This is a genomic window from Paenibacillus dendritiformis, from assembly GCF_945605565.1.
Taxonomy (GTDB): Bacteria; Bacillota; Bacilli; order Paenibacillales; family Paenibacillaceae; genus Paenibacillus_B; species Paenibacillus_B dendritiformis_A.
In genome coordinates, this window is record NZ_OX216966.1 from 6,704,448 (window position 1) to 6,722,799 (window position 18,352).

At 36.0% G+C, this 18,352-nt stretch carries 14 protein-coding genes and 1 pseudogene; 1 reads left to right on the plus strand and 14 read right to left on the minus strand.

The window, feature by feature from the left end; translation table 11 throughout:
• Positions 1 to 7 precede the first annotated feature (7 nt).
• From NNL35_RS30220 to NNL35_RS30270, 11 genes are all read right to left on the minus strand, one after another.
• The gene (locus NNL35_RS30220; RefSeq protein ID WP_006674698.1) at positions 8 to 1,414 is read right to left on the minus strand and encodes an undecaprenyl-phosphate glucose phosphotransferase; all 1,407 of its coding nucleotides are present in this window, start codon (positions 1,412 to 1,414) and stop codon (positions 8 to 10) included.
• A gap of 56 nt (positions 1,415 to 1,470) precedes the next feature.
• Positions 1,471 to 2,391, minus strand: a complete 921-nt coding sequence (locus NNL35_RS30225) for a glycosyltransferase family 2 protein (protein WP_006674699.1) — start codon at positions 2,389 to 2,391, stop codon at positions 1,471 to 1,473.
• Between the two features lie 64 nt (positions 2,392 to 2,455).
• Complete coding sequence (locus NNL35_RS30230; protein WP_238535247.1) at positions 2,456 to 3,394, minus strand: glycosyltransferase family 2 protein; 939 nt, start codon at positions 3,392 to 3,394, stop codon at positions 2,456 to 2,458.
• Positions 3,391 to 4,233, minus strand: coding sequence for a dTDP-4-dehydrorhamnose reductase (gene rfbD, locus NNL35_RS30235; protein WP_254553965.1), 843 nt, complete (start codon positions 4,231 to 4,233; stop codon positions 3,391 to 3,393). Before rfbD ends, NNL35_RS30230 begins: the two co-directional genes overlap by 4 nt.
• A 28-nt stretch (positions 4,234 to 4,261) precedes the next feature.
• The gene (gene rfbB / locus NNL35_RS30240) at positions 4,262 to 5,242 is read right to left on the minus strand and encodes a dTDP-glucose 4,6-dehydratase (RefSeq protein ID WP_254553966.1); all 981 of its coding nucleotides are present in this window, start codon (positions 5,240 to 5,242) and stop codon (positions 4,262 to 4,264) included.
• Between the two features lie 12 nt (positions 5,243 to 5,254).
• Positions 5,255 to 5,803, minus strand: coding sequence for a dTDP-4-dehydrorhamnose 3,5-epimerase (gene rfbC, locus NNL35_RS30245; protein ID WP_006674703.1), 549 nt, complete (start codon positions 5,801 to 5,803; stop codon positions 5,255 to 5,257).
• An 11-nt stretch (positions 5,804 to 5,814) separates the two neighbouring features.
• Positions 5,815 to 6,558, minus strand: a complete 744-nt coding sequence (locus NNL35_RS30250; RefSeq protein ID WP_006674704.1) for a sugar phosphate nucleotidyltransferase — start codon at positions 6,556 to 6,558, stop codon at positions 5,815 to 5,817.
• Between the two features lie 46 nt (positions 6,559 to 6,604).
• Positions 6,605 to 7,417 (minus strand): glycosyltransferase family 2 protein, encoded by an 813-nt coding sequence (locus tag NNL35_RS30255; RefSeq protein WP_050979347.1) that lies wholly within the window; start codon positions 7,415 to 7,417, stop codon positions 6,605 to 6,607.
• A gap of 4 nt (positions 7,418 to 7,421) precedes the next feature.
• Positions 7,422 to 9,611 carry a bifunctional glycosyltransferase/CDP-glycerol:glycerophosphate glycerophosphotransferase gene (locus NNL35_RS30260; protein ID WP_006674706.1) on the minus strand — a complete coding sequence of 730 codons (2,190 nt, stop codon included), beginning with the start codon at positions 9,609 to 9,611 and terminating at the stop codon, positions 7,422 to 7,424.
• Positions 9,612 to 9,706: 95 nt separating this feature from the next.
• The gene (locus NNL35_RS30265; protein ID WP_006674707.1) at positions 9,707 to 12,136 is read right to left on the minus strand and encodes a glycosyltransferase family protein; all 2,430 of its coding nucleotides are present in this window, start codon (positions 12,134 to 12,136) and stop codon (positions 9,707 to 9,709) included.
• 17 nt (positions 12,137 to 12,153) lie between these two features.
• The gene (locus NNL35_RS30270; RefSeq protein WP_006674708.1) at positions 12,154 to 12,417 is read right to left on the minus strand and encodes a hypothetical protein; all 264 of its coding nucleotides are present in this window, start codon (positions 12,415 to 12,417) and stop codon (positions 12,154 to 12,156) included.
• Between the two features lie 690 nt (positions 12,418 to 13,107).
• On the opposite strand from NNL35_RS30270, the gene NNL35_RS30275 reads away from it, so the two are divergent.
• Positions 13,108 to 15,480: a hypothetical protein gene (locus tag NNL35_RS30275; protein WP_006674709.1), complete on the plus strand. Its 2,373-nt coding sequence runs from the start codon at positions 13,108 to 13,110 to the stop codon at positions 15,478 to 15,480.
• A 203-nt stretch (positions 15,481 to 15,683) separates the two neighbouring features.
• Here NNL35_RS30275 and NNL35_RS30280 read toward each other — a convergent pair whose 3' ends face one another.
• The 3 genes and pseudogenes from NNL35_RS30280 to NNL35_RS30285 form a co-directional block, all read right to left on the minus strand.
• Positions 15,684 to 16,868, minus strand: a complete 1,185-nt coding sequence (locus NNL35_RS30280; protein WP_254553967.1) for a hypothetical protein — start codon at positions 16,866 to 16,868, stop codon at positions 15,684 to 15,686.
• A gap of 570 nt (positions 16,869 to 17,438) precedes the next feature.
• The gene (locus tag NNL35_RS30790; protein WP_006674711.1) at positions 17,439 to 17,840 is read right to left on the minus strand and encodes a GtrA family protein; all 402 of its coding nucleotides are present in this window, start codon (positions 17,838 to 17,840) and stop codon (positions 17,439 to 17,441) included.
• Between the two features lie 26 nt (positions 17,841 to 17,866).
• A pseudogene (locus tag NNL35_RS30285) lies at positions 17,867 to 18,352 on the minus strand (glycosyltransferase); the annotation flags it as partial.

Below are 18,352 nucleotides of genomic sequence, written 5' to 3' on the forward strand. Positions count from 1 at the left end.
ATGTGATTCAGTATGCATTTTTATTAATGAATCCGTTCCAAATCGTCTTCCAAATGATTTTAATATCAAATAATAAAGACCAGTTCTCGATGTAGAAGATATCATAACGGATGCGTTCCTCGATCGACGTGTCGCCGCGCAGGCCGTTGCTCTGCGCCCACCCGGTAATGCCGGGGCGGACATGATGCTTGACCATATACTTCGGTATCTCTTCCTTGAATTGCTCTACGAAGAAAGGCCGTTCCGGGCGCGGGCCGACGACACTCATATGGCCCAGCAGCACATTGAAAAATTGCGGCAGCTCATCAAGACTCGTCTTGCGCAGGAAGCTCCCGAACTTCGTCTTCCGCGGATCATTCTCCGTCGTCCACACCGTATCCGATACCACATCCGAGCTCACCTTCATCGATCGGAACTTGTACATATGGAAGGTGCGGCGGTTCAGCCCCACCCGCTCCTGCTTGAATAGAATCGGCCCCGGCGACGTCAGCTTAATGCCCAAGGCGATAAGCAGCAACACCGGCGAAGTAATGAGAATCGCTATAAGGGAGAACACGATATCAAAGCCGCGCTTGAACACCCGGTTGCGAAGCACATCAAGCGGAATATCACGGACGTTGATCATTGGCATACCCGCAAAGTTGTCGAAGTATGGCCGCGATGGCAGATAATCGAAGAAGTCCGGAATGATGAGGGTCCGCACCCCCGCCTTTTCACAGGCCGCGATAATGTCAGGGAACTTGTGATGCGCGTCCAGCGGAAGCGCGATGATGACTTCGTCGACGAGCTTGTCGTTGAGCAGCTGATCCAGGTCGTTGAGGGTGCCGAGGATGGGCTCGTAATGTTTCGCTTCCATCTCGTTCCATTCTACCTGGTCATCTAGAAACCCGATCACTTGGTATCCGAGCTCAGGGTAATGCTTCAAATTATGATAAAATCTCCGGCCCAAGCTGCCCGCACCTAAAATAAGCACGAATTGTTTATTGAAGCCATTTTGCCGCAGTTTCCGGAGCATCATCTTGACGAAGTAACGGTATATTATCGTGGCTCCTGCCGAGAAGGATACGAATAATCCGATAAATTCCCTTGAAATATGTATCTGCTTAAAGAAATATAACAGGCCGAGAAGGATAAACAACGAAATACCGTATGTTTGAATGATTTTGAGAAATTGGTCGGCAAAACGCTTCTTCCGGTGAAATTGATACAGCGCAAACAATGTGCCCACACCTAAGACGATGGACGCATATACGACGGTCCACCATGCATAAGAAGAAAATGGCAGCGTCTCCTGAATCTCAAGCCAGCCGCTCTTGAACTTCAACCAATAGGCAAGCATGAAAGACATGAACACAACGGCCATATCTGCAAGCATATATAATTTCGACAAAAACCTTTGATTTTTGCGGAGCATATGCAACCCTCTTTTTCCTAGACCTAGCCCCATTATACTAGGATTCAGCAATAAGGTTAAGACGATATGTCTTTTTTGTTGGAATAGGCTGGCTTCGGTGAACGTATAGACGCTCCTACACGAGCCAACACATTCATGAGCATCGCGAAACCCAGCTTTGTTCCTATGCCGATATACATGAGAGCAGTAACCCAGAATGGATATTTTTTCTTAAAATGCTTATTGTAAAGTACGTAAATCGCCCTATGAAATTCATACGTAATCTTATACGGTTTATTCCGGCTGCTGGCCCGTTTATAATGAATAATCCGGGTCTTCGGGTAGTAATAATTGATCCATCCCGCCTGCTTGATCCGGTAGCACCAGTCGACATCTTCCCCATACATAAAAAACTGCTCGTCCAACATGCCGACCTGATCAATCGCTTCGCGCCTTACCATCATAAAGGCCCCGATCAAACAATCGATAGGATAAGCCTCGTCGGGGTCCAAATCTTCACGATGATACGCATTGATTCTCGGATTCTTCGGGAACAGTTTAGATAATTGGGATACATAGAAAAAAGTAGCCGAGGGCGTCGGGAATCCTCTCCGACATGCCTTATCCAGGGACCCGTCCGGCAGCACGACTTTGCAGCCCGATGCTCCGACTTCTGGACGTTCATCCATGAACCGAATCATCACATCGAGCGTATCCGGTTGGATCACCGTATCGGAATTAAGAAGCAGAACATATCGGCCTTCCGCGACACGCATGCCTTGATTATTAGCCTTCGAGAAGCCAAGGTTTTGTTCGTTCGCGATAAGCTTGACTTGCGGACATTGCTGACGGAAGACTTGTACCGAATCGTCGCGGGAAGCGTTGTCGATCAGGATGACTTCATACTGAAAGTCCGTTACCGATTGGTATACGGACTCTATGCAGTTCAGCGTGAGCTGTTTGGTGTTGTAATTGACGATGATAATAGACAGATCCATGGTTGGACACCCTCTCCCATTCTTCTGCCATTATATCATGTTTCATGTTATCCAACCGGACTGCTCAATAGAATCGAACCTTCCGTTTTTTTCTCGATTGGATCCAAGTGCGTTGCTGCTTTAGCTTCCTATAGTCACCTATGAATGATCTCCACACTTTCAGCAGTTGGGGTTCACGCACTACTGCGTATCCAAACATCGCCAAATCTATGGATACAATTCTCAGTACGGATGGAAGCATTTCCTTTAGATTATCGTTCTTGAACATCATGCGGTATCGATTGATATAAGAATGCTGCCGGATGAATAAAGGCTGGTTCCGCCTTGCCTTTGGCTTCCAACCTCTAGCATGGTGTCCAACAGCAGTCGCCTCGTACCAAGCATCCCAACCAAATAGCTGGGCTCTCCATGCGACGTCCACATCTTCTTTATAAGCAAAAAACGAAGCGTCAAAAAATTCGTTGCCGAAAGAAATATCTTGAATCATCGCTCTGGAATATAAGGCAGCAGCTCCAGAGACACCAAATACATACCCCGAATCAGACCATTGATTTTCCGCCTCGTTGGCTCCTCTATCCCTTGCTCTTCGATCCCTACCCATGGTCAGCCCGGTTGAATCGATATATTCGGGCTGATCTCGCAATAGCAGCTTCCCTGTGCAACTTCCTATCGAAGGATGTTGCTCCATAACGTGAACAAGTCGTTCAACATAATGCTGTTCCAACACCACATCGGGATTCAAGACTAGCATATAATCGGATTGGGAATGAGAAATTGCCTGATTATGCGCAGGGGCAAACCCGATATTTTCGCTATTATAAAGACATTTAATCCCAGAGTATCGTCTTAAACAGTCTCTCGTCCCGTCTGTCGAAGCATTATCAACAACGATAATCTGAATATTCGGATAAGTCTGTTGCCGAATAGATTCAATACAGGTTTCAATGTCATCCTTACTATTGAAGGTGACGATGTGCACGGATACGCTCTTCATCATTGTCATCCTATCGTTCCTAAAAAATCATGCAGCGCTTCCTTCCAATGCCGGAATGGAGCGAAACCATTCGTACGAATAGCCATCGGCTCAAGAACGGAATATTTCGGCCTTAAGGCAAGCCTTGGAAATTGCTCGGTAGTACAGGGCACGACGTTCACATTGAGGTTCTTAGCTGCAAAAATCTCCTTCGCAAACTCATACCAGGAACATGCTCCATGATTAGATGCATGATAGATACCATATCGTTTCGTTTTGATCAGAGCACCTAAAAATTGTGCCAGATCTCGCGTATAGGTAGGGCTGCCCCATTGATCATGAACTACGGACAATTCTTGACGTTCCTGACCAAGCCGTAGCATCGTTTTCACAAAATTATTGCCTTCGGAACCAAACACCCATGATGTTCTTACGATAAAGTATTTACTGGTTAAAGATTGTACCAGTAGTTCCCCTGCCCTTTTTGACTTGCCATAAACGTTAACTGGATTCGTATTATCGTATTCCACGTACGGTTCGCAATCGTTTCCGCTAAAGACGTAATCTGTACTGATATAGCAGAGCTTGGCGCCTACCTGCTCCGCTGCTATCGCTATATTGCGAGTCCCCATTGCATTCACCCGATAAGCCTCATCCGGATTGGCTTCGGCTTGATCTACTGCGGTATACGCCGCGCAATGGATGATTGCCTCAGGCTGGTAAGACTGTATCTTTTGGAGACACTGATTCTCATTCGTTATATCTAAATCATCTCTTCCACAACCAATAACATCATATCCATATGCAGAAAAGAGACGGACTACGTCCGTCCCCAATTGTCCGTTAGCGCCGGTGACGAGTATTTTCATGGTCCCTTCCCCCCTGCACCTTGTGTAGTTATGTTCGGTAGGCCCCAGTTCGTATACGCTGCAGCCAGGCTTGGTTGTTTACATACCACTGTATAGTATGCTGAATTCCCTCAACAAACGAGTAACGAGGCTTCCACCCCAACTCATTTTGAATTTTGGAAGAATCAATAGCATACCGCCGATCATGCCCCAACCGGTCTGCCACAAACGTGACAAGAGAATCCGGCTTGCCTAACTGTTGAAGCAGCGTCGTAACGATTTGGAGATTCGTGAATTCGTTATTGCCGCCAATATTATACACCTCACCGTTCCGCCCCTGATGAATAACACGGTCAATGGCGCTGCAATGATCCTCCACATATAACCAGTCCCGGACGTGAAGGCCGTCACCATATACAGGCAATGGCTTCTCCTCCAGCGCATTCGAAATCATTAATGGAATTAACTTTTCGGGAAACTGAAAAGGACCGTAGTTATTTGAACATCGAGTAATATTCACTGGTAAACCAAAGGTTTCATGATAGGCCCTTACCAACATATCAGCCCCTGCTTTACTGGCAGAATAAGGGCTGTTGGGAGCTAATGGAGTCTCTTCTGTAAAAAAGCCGCTTTCTCCAAGCGAGCCATACACTTCATCGGTAGAAATCTGAACGTATTTGCTCACCCCATATTTCAAAGAGGAGTCTAGCAGAACCTGCGTACCCATTACATTAGTCCTGACAAAGATTCCTGGATCTGCAATACTGCGATCGACATGAGATTCGGCTGCGAAATTCACCACGACATCTATTTTTTCCTGGAAGAGTGGCTCCATATCATCAGATCGTGTAATATCTGCATGTATAAATCGATAATTCGGGTGATGTTCAACATCTAACAAATTGTCTACATTTCCTGCATACGTTAACACGTCCGCATTAATAATCTCGTAACCAGGATAATGACGCAGCATATACTGAATAAAATTACTTCCTATGAACCCGGCCCCGCCGGTAACTAACAATCTCATCCTTAATTCCTCTCACTCAAAGTGATGATCAGCATCCTTAAATAAAGGATGGTTCCTATCCTTATCCGATAAAATTGGGGCTGAGACCGGCCAATCAATGGCCAGCGCAGGATCATTCCACCGAATACCTCTGTCTAATTCAGGAGAATAGTACTCGTCAACCTTATAGAATACTTGTGTATTTGGCACCAAGGTGCAGAAACCATGAGCAAACCCTTTTGGCACATACAGCTGCCGTCTGTTGTACTCACTTAAAATGACCCCTGCCCATTGCCCATAGGTTGGGGAGGATCGACGAATATCAAGAATGACATCATACACGGCACCGCTCAACACACGGACAAGCTTACTTTGTGCTTTCGGCAGAAGTTGGTAGTGCAGACCACGAACAACGCCAGCTTCTTGTGACAAGGAATGATTATCTTGAATGAAAGTAGTGTCAACCCCTGCTTCCTGATATCGTTCCTCATGATAGCTTTCCATAAAGAAACCTCTATGATCGCCGTGTACCATTGGTTCAATCAGCTTGGCTCCGTGAAGCGGCAGATCAATGATATTCAAACAGCGCCCCCCTAACTCTTAAACTTCCCAAATTCAACTCCCAATGTCATATCCTGGGCCATCTCATTGGCACGGGCCAGTGATGGATGTGTTCCTGCATCCGTCCACCAGCCCTGTAGAATATTATAAGTTAACTGCTCCCGAATAATATATGCATTATTAACGTCTGTTATTTCTAACTCTCCTCGTTGGGAAGGACGTAACGTTTTAATGATATCGAAGACGGCAGCATCAAACATATAAATTCCTGTGACAGCATACATGCTTTTAGGATGGGCCGGTTTCTCTTCAATGGAGTTGATATGTTGGCCATTCAGTTCAGCTACCCCATATCGCTGCGGATCATGGACTTCTTTTAATAAAATTTTCGCGCCTTTGGCTTGTACCCGGAATTGTTCTACATATAGAGAGATGTCGTCCGAAAAGATATTGTCGCCGAGAATAACAACGACTTGGTCATTCCCCACAAATTGCTCCGCCAGCCCTAATGCCTGGGCAATACCACCAGCTTCATCCTGCACTTTATAAGTAAAGCTTACACCAAAATCGTTCCCGCTTCCAAGAAGGTTAACGACATCTCCCATATGCTCTTTGCCCGTAACAATAAGAATATCCTGTATTTCCGCCTGCTTCAGCTTGGAAATCGGATGAAAGATCATTGGGTACTTGCCAACAGGAAGCAAGTGCTTATTCGTAATCTTCGTTAAAGGAAACAGGCGAGAACCCGTCCCGCCTGCTAGAATGATGCCTTTCATAGTAGCTACCTCTTTTTTAAAAGATTATGTCAAAATTCTTTTTGATTTAATTTTTCAATACATCAAGTATCTTTTTCATAGTCGCTCTCAAACCATTACTTTTGTAATATTCCCTAATTTTATAAAATTTTGTTTTTTTCTGAATCAGGCCAGAGTGTTTCATCAATATTACTTCCTCATATTTCGCCAATCTTCTTTTCCTTTTCTTTTTTTCAAAAAAATTGGATGGGGTAGTATACACGGAAGTAACTTCATTTACGAAACCTATTTCAGTTTGCAAACTATATCTAATCCATAAATCCCAGTCTTCTAAAAGTGTTAAATTCTCGTCGAATCCTCCAAGTATCTCATACATATCTCTCCGGAACATAACAGCTTGAATTGGAAACATATTCTTTAAAAACAAGTCTCCTTTTTGAACAGGGTTACAGTATAATTCCCTCTCTTTTTTTACCTTATAAGATAAAGGGTTCATGGAAATATATTTTAATTGATACTCTCTTGAACCAGAGAAGATCATCCCATAGTTCGGGAAGGAATAAAAGGCATCCGTCAAACTCTTTAGATGGGAAGGAAAAAAAAAGTCATCATCATCTAAAAAGTTGATATATGTCCCCTTTGATTTACTTAAGGCATAGTTTCCAATTCTTGTTCTGCCCATATGCATTCCGAAAAAGAAATATTTTATATCCAAGTCTTTAAATTGTTCGATAAGTCTATAGGATGTATTCACTCCATCTTCGACGATAATGATTTCAAAATTCTTCATTTCTTGATTTCTCAAACTTTCTAAAGCTTGTTCAAGAAGTTTTGGACGGTTAAATGTACGTATTATTACCGAGACTAAAGGATTTAGCATTTACCTACTCCGGCGGGCTAATATTATTGATTGCCTCATATATTCTCTCACAATTTTTATCATCTTTTAATTGAAAAAAACCTTGAATCCTATCTTTATATTTATCTTCTAACAAAAAAGCATTCTCATGAAGATAAAAGATATAATCTACCAGTTCCTTTTCTGATGTAACTACAGGACCAAATCCATCTCTCTTATAATCAAAATAACCTTTTTTATAATGGGTTAAGAAAAAATCATGCTCATCAAATTGATAATAGATACTAGGCTTCTCCATATACGCAAAATCAAAAAAAACACTGGAATAATCAGTTATAAGAAGCTTGGACTCTAACAAAAGTTGTTGCACATCGTGTGAGTTTTTATCAGCTATGATGATATTTTTACTGGAACTTGAAAAATAATCACCATACTCTTGCATCTCATAATGTAAATAAAAAAATAGTAAGAATTCGTGTTTCTCTAACCATTCTGTCAAATATACATTAGTAATTAAAGATTGATAAACTTTGTAATACTGTGACCTTATAAAATCCTTATATCCACAGGACTTTAAGTCTTTTCTCCAAGTAGGCATTAATAACAAAAGTTTCTTTTCGGTTCTCTTATGTAAAGCATCGAACCTAGCAAATCCTGTATACACCACTTCACTTGGTTCATAGCCAAAATATGACGTCACATAGTCATATTCAGGCTTAGCTCCGGTAATAAACAGATTAAAAGATGTATTTTTTTTCCCTAACTCTTCGGTTACATCATCTTTAGTAATTCCGTGCTGCAAGAAAACGTAACTTTTAGTTACTCCAGCGATTTTCCCAAGTGTACTCATGTAAAACTTATAATTCCAAGGTTCAATCCTCCCCTTATGGGCAGAGATGATTTTTGAAGCAAGGATAAATAGTATTTTATGCTTTAAACTACGATATGCCACAACATTCCCTAAATGTTGTACTTTTAAATAATCATTTGTTGCTTTTTTATTAATTAAATAGTAAACATTTTTTTCTGGGTGAAACTTTCTCATGTACAAAAATAAGTGGTAACCATTATCTTTCGCCTCGTCACATCGCTCACAAATCAACCATACGTCTTGGTAATGAGGATGCAACCTATAACAAAAGGAAACTAAAAAAGCAATTCCTGCATCAATTAATTTATAACCTTTTCTTCCTCTACATATCATTTTTCGTAGAAAAGATTTCGCTTTTTCTACCAGTAAAGAGAATAAAAAATTAGTGTATTTTTTTTCTCTTACTAATCTAATAATTAGCTGAGCATAAGTGCTTTCAATTTTATTGATAATCTGTTCATCTATTTGTTTTAGTAAAGACTTCACTTTATAATAGTAATCCTTTTGTTCTTTAAAACTAAAAACACGATTTACTATCATATTATATATAAAAGGAGTAGTCGTACTTGCATTAAATAAGTCAATTAATGGTTTGTACTTAGGGTATTCAAAGCTCAACCTGTTTAATTGAAGATTTACATGAAGATGCTCAATATAGTTTTGTTTATTTAAAAAATAAGTATCTGTTTTAGACTTTTCATTTGAGTCTTCTCTTTTCCTGTAATAGTATTTGCATTTATTTGAAACAAAAAGACTTTTAGCCCTAAAAGTAGTGATAGTAGATATTAATACATCTTCCATTTGAGAATCGGAAAAAGCCAAGCCTTCCAAGAGGGATTTTCGAAAAATTTTATTACAAACAGACGTTCCAAAAATTATTTCTGGAGTTTCCATGATATCTGTAATAATTTTTTCACAATCGAACAATTTAGCAGATGGGTTTCTATTGTATTTATTTCCAGATGCACTATAGTACTCATACTCAAAAATAACAATATCAACGTGATTTTCTTTCATTTTTTCTATAACATCTTCATAAGTGTTCAAAGAGATAAAATCATCTGAATCAATAAAAGAAATGTAGTTCGACTTGGCATAAGCTAATCCAGTGTTTCTAGCTGCACCTGTACCCAAGTTTTTTTCATGGTTAAAAATTCTTATAGATGGATATTTAGCTGCATATGCTTCAGCTATCTTTAAAGTACTATCAGTAGAACCATCATTTATTAATAAAATCTCAATATTATCCACACCAATTGTTTGTTGAATAAGAGATTCTAAGCATTCAGAAATATATTTTTCTACATTATATGCTGGGATAATCACGGAAACATCATAGCTCATATTCTTTCGCCATCCATCTCGAAGTTCTACCACTTTTCTTTATTCTTTTTCATTTGTTCTTATTTAGATTCTTCCAGATTATTAAGTCTAAAAATTTATTTTAATTCAGATGTAATGAGTTCAATTTCTTTTAGAATAGTACTACTTAACCGATACTTAACTCTAACGGTCTTAGATGCATTTCTAGATAAATTCATAAATAATTTGGGTTGGTGATATAGCTTCTCAATGCTGTTTGCCAACTCTTTATAATCTTTTGCTACAAGTATACCACAATCAGATGATTCAGGGACTGCCGAATCATTTGCTACCACTGGTACTAAACCTGCTGACATAGCTTCAGCTTTATTAAAATATTGAGAATCTCTCCTTCTCCGATTAGGTTGAAACTCGGTACCATGAAGCCAAACCAATATTTTTTTATCTCTAATACTATTTTTGACTGCATCCCACATTTCTGCTGATAGAGAATGGATGAGTACCATTTCATATCCACCGGTTAATAATATATTATTCAATAACTCAGAGTTTCCCTCAATAATGTCTATTCCACAAAATTCAGAGTACCTTTTGGAACAATTACCGCCATATCTAAAGACATCTACTAATAGGCCATTGTTTTTATACTCTTCTACTCGACTATGAATGAATGCATTACATTGAAAATCACTATAGTCTGGATAGTTGTAAGTAATAACCAGAATTTTGGACTTTTTTATAAAATAAGTAGCATCAGAATAATGCACATTATTTGATGCATTCTCTTCAATATATTGAGCTAAAGGTTGAATATTTTCTACCTGTTCATATATACTATCAACGCTTTTACCGGTATCAACCACCACTAAGTCATCAACAATTGGACATTTACTCCCGGTAAAATCCATACAATAGTTATATTCATCAAGCGACAAACATGTTTCCAATATTACCCCTTCATTGATTGCTTTGCTGTACTCCATCAATTCTTCATGTTTTAAATACTTCAAATTAATAAACGCTCTTCGAATCGCTGCTTGTTGAACTAATTTATACTGACCCCCGTTTCCTATACGTTCGAAAAATCCATCTTTTCTATGGAAAAAGTAGCTCTCCTTACTAAAAACAAATTCATTTGAATAGTTTAGAGCAAGAACATAATCCGTAATGTAGTTCTCCCCATAGTAGTCCTTTGTTGAAAAAAATGATACATGAGAATATTTTTCCTTTATGTTATTTATGATTTTTCTTGTCAATTTATTAATAAGAATAATGTCTTCAGAAAAATGACAATATGAGAGGCTAGCTAAATTAGTTACTATACATATTTTTTTGTATTTATATTTTTGTCTCGAAAAATTACACAATAGTCTTTCGAGTTCATCCTTAGTGCGAGCTTGAGCAATTATTATTACCTTTATTGGTTTGCAATCAAGAGGTTTTTCATATACTTTATTAATAATAAACTCTAATCTCTTTTTGTAAGTATGCTCACTAAGCACCTTCCGTAAGCCTAACAATCTAAACTTTGATAAATACTCGCTATCTTCGAGCTTTTTTACTTCTGTATACAGCCGTTTTCCATCATCCGTACATACGACTAAATCACCAAATAGGTTACGAATTGCTCTGGAATAATTACTAACTGTTATGGTATTACATGCTAGTAGTTCAAAGATTCGTCTTGCACACATGCTTTGAGATTGTTTAACCGAATTCATATTAATGTTATACATATATCCTTTATATGCCTTAGTAATATTATCTGTTTTTAGATATCCTTTAATATAACGTTTGTATTGACGAGGAAACTTATTTTTTGACTTTTTATTGTTAAAGTTCCTATCATATATATCTAAATCTTTTATTCGTGTAATTATATTAATGAAAGTTTCAAAATCTTTCACCCGATCGCTAAATCCTTGATAATATGCACCTGCAAAGCAGAATTTGTCTTCCCTATGAATCACTTCTATTGGATTATGATATTTAGGCTGGGCAGCAAATGGCATGAAGAAGATTCTGTCATGCCTTAATATTGTTTTATAATTTATTATACAATCAATATCCGTTGTAAAAACAAAGTCTGCAAGCTTGGCTATATGAATAAAATCATTAAAATGAAAAGGGTCCTCTTTGTTCCAAAATACAATTGGAATACTATTTTTTTTACAATAATGTAGGAGATCTAAAATATCATCACTTAAATTTGTGATTTTCTGATTCCATAAGCCATTAATTCCACTCCATGCAGATTCTAAAAAAAACATATCAGCTTGGAATTGCTCAAGTTCACTACGCCAGTTATTAGGAGTAACTTGAAATAGGTTACATTCTGGGGATAGTGAATGGTATGTAAAATCATCCATAATACAACCGATTTTTATTTTTTTTGATGTTTGAAATGAGCGCTTAAATTTCTTCGAGAGGAGGGTATAATCTGTTTTATTTAAACTCTCATAGCTTATATCTTTTAATTCACCTAAGATTTGATTTCGCACTCGATGAATTTCTTCTATTTTATTCTTTATATAATTTATGTCCATATCCCTCTCTCCATACCCTAGAAATCTCTTGGAACTCTATTTTTCCATTTCCAATATAGTAGCGTCAATTTTCCTAATTTAGACCTACTAAGTAACTCATATTTTTTTAAAATAACATTGTATTTTGCTTCTAAGTGCGTGTATTCTTCAATCAACTCAATATACTTCAATAGTGTTTTTTCCTCACTGTCAAGTCTGCGAAGAATTTCCTTGTTTTTAACTTCAACAATTTCTTCTAAGCATCTTATTTTTTCTTGATGACTCCCATTATCTATTTTCACAATCGTAACACCTACCTATGATTAAAAATCCAGATTCTAATGTAAGGGCTGGATTTACCCAATTTGAAAATCCAAAAAAACCTTGTGTAAGGTCTTTTATTTATATGTTGTTACATTATAAGTTTACCGATAAGTCGTCACAATGGGAATAAATTCAATATAACAAGATTCACTTTTTTATTTGAAAGATAGAGAAAAGCAAAGAATATTTTTTCGTTATATTATTGTGAATAAAAAAAGAGCTCATGAGTGATTCGTGTAAAATTGAAGTCATTAAAATACCATTAACACTGTAGAACCAATCATGAGTCACTTAAATTTTAGCATAACAAAGCGTATCCAACTAGCCACCCTCCTATCAATGTTAGAATAATTGAAGTGTCAAAATGATAACAGCAATGACATTGGATATTTCATCAATTATCACTACCACAAAAGGCATACAACATCTACTTTGCTGAAATATCTTAAGTAGTTGAAACTCATTATTTATGTGCAAAAAATAATTTGTTTAAAAATCATTTTGCCTTGTCCCGAATCAAACTTGACAACCATCTCAAAAAAATACATGATGCTTAAATAAGGAGTGATAACACTATTTCAACAGTGTAGATTATACAATGTAAACCAAAGCAGATTTTTCAAAATCAAAAGAGGTTAAAAAATAAATTAGAGGGAGAATCTAACACAATGTCAGCATTTCTTGCCAGATTTAAACGTTCGAAAATGGGATCAACTTTTAATGATATCCCTTATGAATCTCTTCAATATTTAACTAATTGGAGTGACCTCTTTCCATTCACCCCGTGTTCGGAAAAATATTATCAAAATGGAAACTCCGAACTTCTAGTCTTTTCTTTCGATGCTGCTTTGGATAGGAATGTTGTTATCTTCGATAGGAATATTGTCTTTATTCAAGGCTACGGCGATCATTCATTGGAAGAAAGGTTTTATAACTCAATAGAATATGAAAACCCTTCTTTTGGAGTAGACTTTAATGAAAGCTTCGCAGGAGTAGTTCTTAAGGAGAATAGTATCTATGCTTATTCTAGCATTACTGGCGTCGAACACCTTTTCATATACGAAACTAAGAATGAAGTGGTACTTACTAACCGTTTTAACTTGTTTGTACCTTGGCTAAAAAACGTGGAATTTAGAAAAGAAGCCTTTATGTGGATGGCTGGGCGTTACCATATTGGTGATGATGGAACATATTTTGAAGGAATCTCCCGATTAAAGCCCGCTCACCTCTGTGTCATCACAAATAATGATGCCGTTACCTACTCCCAACATAAACGTGGGATCACAAAAGTAATAGATAGTGAAGTTCCAGAGTATTTAGATGCAATAATAAAATACTTCTCCTCAATTTTCTCGGGAATAAATTTTAAAAAGCGGCTCTGGTTAAGTGGTGGTAAGGATAGTAGAGCAATATTAGGGTTAATGGATGCAGCAGGAGCGCTAAATAATGAAATATCAATTCAAACTTTTGGTGAACTTTATTCTCCTGACGTTATGTCAGCGACAAAAATTGTTGATGAACTAGGATTAGCACAGTTCCATTCAGTAATTAGACCATCAACAAAAAATACTTCATTTGATTTTTCAAGAAATATTGCTAAAGATTTATACCTTGATTCTATGGGATGCTCACTCGCTGACATCAAAAATGTATCAAATCATAAATTGCTAATCATTGGTGGACATGAGAACGGGTTCAAAGCTAAAGCTAATAAATTGCCGTTAGAAGAATACATACAAAGCAGGAAATATTGGGTTGATGCGATTAATATTCTTAATAAAGATCATCAAGAATCTTTATTTAAAGTACATGCCCAATCTTTAAGAGAGGTACTGACTGAAATTCCTGAAAGTCGCTACGCTCAAGTTGATTCTATTCATTTTAGGAACTCAACATACGTAGGTTCTGCAATGTCAATAAGTCATTTAGGATGTAGTGAGGTACACCCTTTTTTAGATGGTAGAATGTACAAATTATTAATTAACTGTTCCGACGATATTCTTAATTCACAATTCATTCATTATTATCTATGTAGTAAGGCATCAGCACCAATAGAAGCTGTTAGCTTTGCAAATGATAAGTGGCCTGATGAATTACAATCATTATTAAAAAAATCTAACTTGGAAATTAGAAAAGAATGGGACAAACCTTATTTGTTCAATCCTAACTTTCCATCCCAAAAAAATTTCGGCATGTATAATTGGCGTCTTAATCTTACTAATATTTCATCTACATTTGTTTACGAATATATATTAAGCCACAGAGATTATTTCGACTTTATAAATTTTAGCACTTTTGATTCCATTATGAAGGTACCTATGGAAAACTTAAAATTCAATGAAGTATATGCACGTTTAGCATTACTTAAGATGTCCTTAGTTCACCATTTTGGACTCAAAGCTTTGTCTTTTTCTAATATAAATGAAACAGCAAATGAGATCTCTAAACTATTAGAATCTCCAAATAAAACAATTAATACATTTGTTCCAGAAAGCAATGAAGAAAAACTTGAAGCGAGATTATATGAGAATGAAAAATCAATCGCAAAATTAGTAGATCAGTTAAAAGCACAAACAAACAAGGAAGAATCATATGAAAAAAACAATATTATTTTAAAAACTGCAGTACATTTAGCAAAGTATAATGATGAAATCAGTCTATCTTTAGCGAAAGAGATACTAAATATTATGAATTTTTCAGAATTAGATGAAAATGGAATTATTTTAACACTGAGTGAAGCTCAACTCAATTCTTCCAAATTAACTGTAGAAATTGAGATCATTACATCAGAGGTAAACCGAGCTCTTGTTGCAATACGAAATAATCCAGAAGGACAAATTCCAAATGGTTTCATATTATCGGATAGGGGATTCTATTACAAATATTTAAATCCTAAACCTTCAGAATACAAATGCACTTTTGAAATGTCGCTGACTGAAAAAAAACTATCTGATATCGGCGACAATTTTGAACTCATACTAATGCCTTGGTATAACGAAAAACCTATTTTTATTGGAAAAATAGACATTAGTACTTTTTAAGATGAAATTGGAAAAATAGAGTTTCTATACTTTCCTTACAATAACTATTTAATAATAGAGTAGAAAAATTCCGATTATTGATATCAACCCCTACTTGTTCTTGTAGTCATAAGGGGTTGATATCTTTATTTTTTGGCTGCAATGCTCTTAATCTTGGACCATAGGACCATATATCAAATAATAGTAATAAAATTTATAGTCGCTTATAAGTTAGTTTCCACTTTCTTTTTATAAGCTATCTTTTTTATTTGATTAAACAGGTTTCTTGGGAAATAACTATTTTTTTTTAAAATGTAAGAAAACAATCCACTAAAACTATATCCGCTTATTAAAATTATTGAAGGCATAATAAAATATCTGTATCTTGTTTGAATCTCTATAAGCAAATGTATCGAAAAATACCCCAAAATTAGTACAACAAAAAAAAGATACCGCTCATCATTGTCATATCTAAAAATTAGCCAGAAGACTGAAACCAATAAGAAACTCATGATTACCCAATAACTTGCATGAGATATTAAATTAAGTATATTAGAAAGTCTTTTGTTTTCTTGGGTATTTAGACTCCAGTATAAGGCATCACTATCGCTCCACATAATCTTAATCTTATCTAAGAATAAACCAGGCAAACTTTTCCAGTCGGATATCCTGTTTTTGATTATTTCTTTTTCAACTTTGTTTCTTTCCTCTCCTAAATTGTACTGAAAAACGAACTCAGAATCAGCTTTAGAATACCTTCCAGATGTTTCATGATTAAATCCTAGAACAAACTTCCATAACGGTTCATGGTTTTTTAAATGGCTAGAGGAAATTCCAGTCCCAATGGCGAAAAAACTAACCAAATAGAAAATTGCAAAGTATGATACCATAAAAACACAGATAAACCTAAATGTCTTCCTAATTGTTCTTTTATTTAATAATAAGAATAGTAGTGAATAAAAAAGAATACATACCAAAACAAGACTTCCTAATGGGCGTACTATATTGCCCATTGAAATTAATACAGCGCATAAAATAGTCTTCTTAACGTTTAAAGTAGGATTTCTAAGAAAATAATAAAAAGCAAGATAGAAAAGAAATGTTCCAAGATGCTGATTAGTTAAAACGGAACTCATAACTATACTAGGAATATAGAAACAATAGATAACACTAGAGAATTTTGCTGCAATATCACCAAAGAGTGTCGAGGAAATTTGATAAACTAATACTGTGATCCCCATACAATAAAGTGCATTAAGTATTTTTAAAGTGGCCATACTTGTACCAAAGATTTTAATAATAAGTGCTTGATACATAGTAAAACCTAATTGATAAGTCCATGTTCGAAAATAATTACTACTATTATAAGAAAAATCTCCAGACGACATTTTTATTGCTGCATTATACATTACCTGGAAATCAGATACAGGCCTTGTGTCAATTGTAAGTATCCAAACTATTCTAATTGAGAACGATAAACAAGCAATAAAAAATATATACTGATTCTTTTCTAGAAAATATCTATATGAAAAATATGTAACAAGTGAAACTGAAAATAGATATATTAAAATACTATAGAGTAGACTATTTCCATATTCGTGGATATAATTCGATGATTCTTTAAATAAGTAGTAGTTAATTATAACTATGAATGGCGTCAAAATAAAAAGGAGAGATAATTTAAAACACTTATAGTTATTATTTGAAAATGTAGTTTCCATAGATTATCCGCCTAACTATTACTTTATAATCCCTAATCTATTTTGGGGTCATTTATTATATAAAACTTAACTTAAACAATTTTTTATGATAATATTGGGAAATTACTATGGGTTGTAATAAAAAAACAGTTAGATTCCCTTACATAATGAAATAGGGTATTCAGGCCCATTATAACTATATTTGTAGTTGAGGAGCTGACAGCATAAAACACCCTTTTTATGAATTTTACTGCAAGGCCTAATAATTACGAAAGACTCTTACTTAAAGGTAAAGAGCTTATGAAAAAAAAACGAAAGTAAAGTATAGAAACCGGATTCAACCAATATTATTAAATTCATAAAATAATCTTCACCAATATAATTTGATTTAATCTTCATTAAAATTGAGTGTAGCACGACATATGAGAGAATATAGGTTAATATACAAACTAATAAAAACCTACTAAATATGATCAGTAAATTCCCATTATGCTTGAACGTATATTTTTTGTTCAATACGAAACTTCCAAGTAAACCCAGGAAATTCCCTAGTGCAGTAGATAATAAATGTGATAAGCCAACGCCCCAATATAACATGTATGTTGTACTTAAGCCTACAGCAGTATTGATCAGTCCAATAATCCCATATTTAATTAATAACATTAAATTTTTATTTTTCATTTCCAATATTACTCCTACTAGCTCGTTCAATTTTTGCTATTTGCTTGCTCATCAATAAGAAGTTCTTCGGAAATAAATAAAGGTCGTCCTTTAACTTCAGCATAAATCTTTCCAATGTACTCACCTATTACACCTAAAGCCAATAATTGTATACTACCAATAAACCATATAGATAACATAAGCGAAGTCCATCCAGAAACAGTATAATTAAGTAATTTTGATACAAATGCATATAAAGCTGCAACCAAACATATCGCAAGTGAAATAAAGCCTAAGACAGTAACCAGTCGTATTGGCTTGACACTAAAAGATGTTATGCCGTCCCAAGCTAAAGATAGCATTTTCTTTAATGGATATTTTGACTCCCCTGCGATACGTTCCTTACGATCATATTCTACAACAGTCGATCTAAAACCAATCAATGGAATAACACCACGAAGAAATAGATTAGCTTCCTTGAAATTTGATAAGTTATTTAGAACTCTTTTACTAAGAAGCCTATAGTCAGCGTG